This window comes from Phycisphaerae bacterium (genome assembly GCA_012729815.1).
In the GTDB taxonomy this organism is placed as follows: domain Bacteria; phylum Planctomycetota; class Phycisphaerae; order JAAYCJ01; family JAAYCJ01; genus JAAYCJ01.
On record JAAYCJ010000120.1, the window covers coordinates 1 to 1,996 of the forward strand.

The 1,996-nt window shown below is 65.1% G+C and carries 2 protein-coding genes; one reads left to right on the forward strand and one right to left on the reverse strand.

What is annotated here, in order from left to right; genetic code table 11:
- Positions 1 to 242 precede the first annotated feature (242 nt).
- The gene (locus GXY33_08505; GenBank protein ID NLX05170.1) at positions 243 to 884 is read left to right on the forward strand and encodes a hypothetical protein; all 642 of its coding nucleotides are present in this window, start codon (positions 243 to 245) and stop codon (positions 882 to 884) included.
- 54 nt (positions 885 to 938) lie between these two features.
- Here the strand turns inward: GXY33_08505 and GXY33_08510 are convergent.
- Positions 939 to 1,996: hypothetical protein (locus tag GXY33_08510; GenBank protein NLX05171.1), on the reverse strand; the 1,058-nt coding region annotated here is incomplete at its 5' end.

Here is a 1,996-nt window from a genome sequence, read left to right on the forward strand (position 1 = left end):
CCGTTTTCTCTGGCAGGGACAACTGAACGTGCCGGTCTATGTCACCGGCACAGCGAGAAAACGGGTAAGGCAACGTGGTGTTTTGCGGAACCGGATGTCGATCCGCCTTCATCAGCGGATCGAACCTCTTGGTCTGCTGTGGCTTCGGCGACTCCCACAAGACGCCGACGTACTTCCACTGTGCAAGCACCCATGTGCCTACGTTACTCCCGGTACGAGTATCTCCAGCAAGGAGGTCTGCGATGGTGCGGGTGCGATGGTTGCGGCGAATGGTTCTGACGGTAATGATGCTGACCGCCCTGCCGGTTTTGGCGCAGCCTGCGGTCGCCAGTCCGACCCGACTGCGCGGCCAATCGCTGTGGCTGATGCGGGACGAGCCGATCGGCCGACCCGGCCTCGATGTGCCCTACCAATTGACCTCCACACCCGCTGCGCCCCAGCCGCAGGAAGACTCGATCCTCAGCCGGCTCAACGGCCAATTCGCCGGCGGCATCGCCTTCAACCCGTCGGTCAACTGGCAACATCTCGGCATCGCACCGACCTTCAGCGGCGAGACGACGGCGGAGGGCTACCGACTCCCGCTCGACGAATTGGCCTCTGACCGCTTCAGAAACCTCGCAGCGCCCACGCTGCACCAGGAAATCTTCCGCATCATGTCCCTCCTGAACGACAGCCCCTTCCGCCGGCTCCTCAGAAGGGATCAACCGGCCTGGGACCCCAGCCGGACAATCCGCAACTCCGCCGATGAACCATTCACCAACCCGACCTTTCACCAAACGCCGAATCAGCCGGAGGATTCCGACCTGATCTACCCGCGCAGCCGCCGCGACATGGCCCGACTCGACATGGCCCCGAATCGCGGCGCCGACGCCTTGGGCTGGTAAGGTCCCTTACCAACATCCTCGACGACCGGCCGCACCAGCGGCCGTCCGCCGCCGCTACTGCGCCGCCCGCCAGACCGCGCTGATCGCGATGATCGTCAGCGGGCAGTTTGTCTCCGCCGAAACGACGTCCAGCCAAGCTACCGTCTTTTCCGGCTGAGGGTTCGACCACGTCGCCGTGTACACCGTCACCGGCGAATGCACCGGATTGGCCCCCACCCACGCGGGCTTCGCCGCCTCCAACTGCTCCGGTGCGTCCCACCAGTCCGTCACGTGCTCCCGGTATCGGATCGGCAGCGCCGCCGTCGTCCCGTCCTCGTAATGCAGCACGATCGATCCCATCTCCGCGCCCGCCGCCATCGGTCCCCACGCCGACGCCAGCAGCACCGCCAGCGAATCCATCGTCCGACCCACCGCCACGTCCGCCACTTTCGCCGGCATCGCCGGCGTATGGGCCGACCGGAGCACCAGACAGCCCTTGCCATCGTTTCTGGCCGGGTCGATCACCTCAAACTCGATGCCCGCAAAGACCCGCTGATCCACCGGAAACTCCCGCAGATCGTTTTCGCCCTGGTCGAACGCCCCGCCTTCAGCCGCTGAGGCGTCGCCGCGAAAGTCCATGTTCACCCGCCCGCGAAGGTCGATCGGAGCGAACCGCTGCGACTCATCCGCCGCTGTTTGCGCCGCCCGCGGCGCCAGGCCCAGGTTGTGCAGCAACTGCCGGAAGATCCGCTGACCGGACTGACGATAGTGCCGCGTGGCGAAGCAGTTGAGCTGACAGAAGACGATCCGCCCGCGTCCGATCGCGATCTCGCAGACTCCCGCTGGATCGCACGCCGCGGCCAGTCCCGCCTGCGAACCCACATCCACCGGATAGGTCATGATATCGTCGATCTTCTCGAACACCGCGCCGACCACCTGCTCATTGGCGATGTAGAACAAGTCCTGATTGCTCACCCCGTCCAGCAGATCCGTCCGCTGCGTCTTGTTGGCGAACCACCAGCGTTTGGGGTTGCCCGGCGTCCGCAGGTTCACCGCCAAGGCAAATCGCTCATTGACCGCTGCGACGCCGGCTGGGTCCAGACCGTACAGCACCAGCGTGGCCCCGTTTTCGA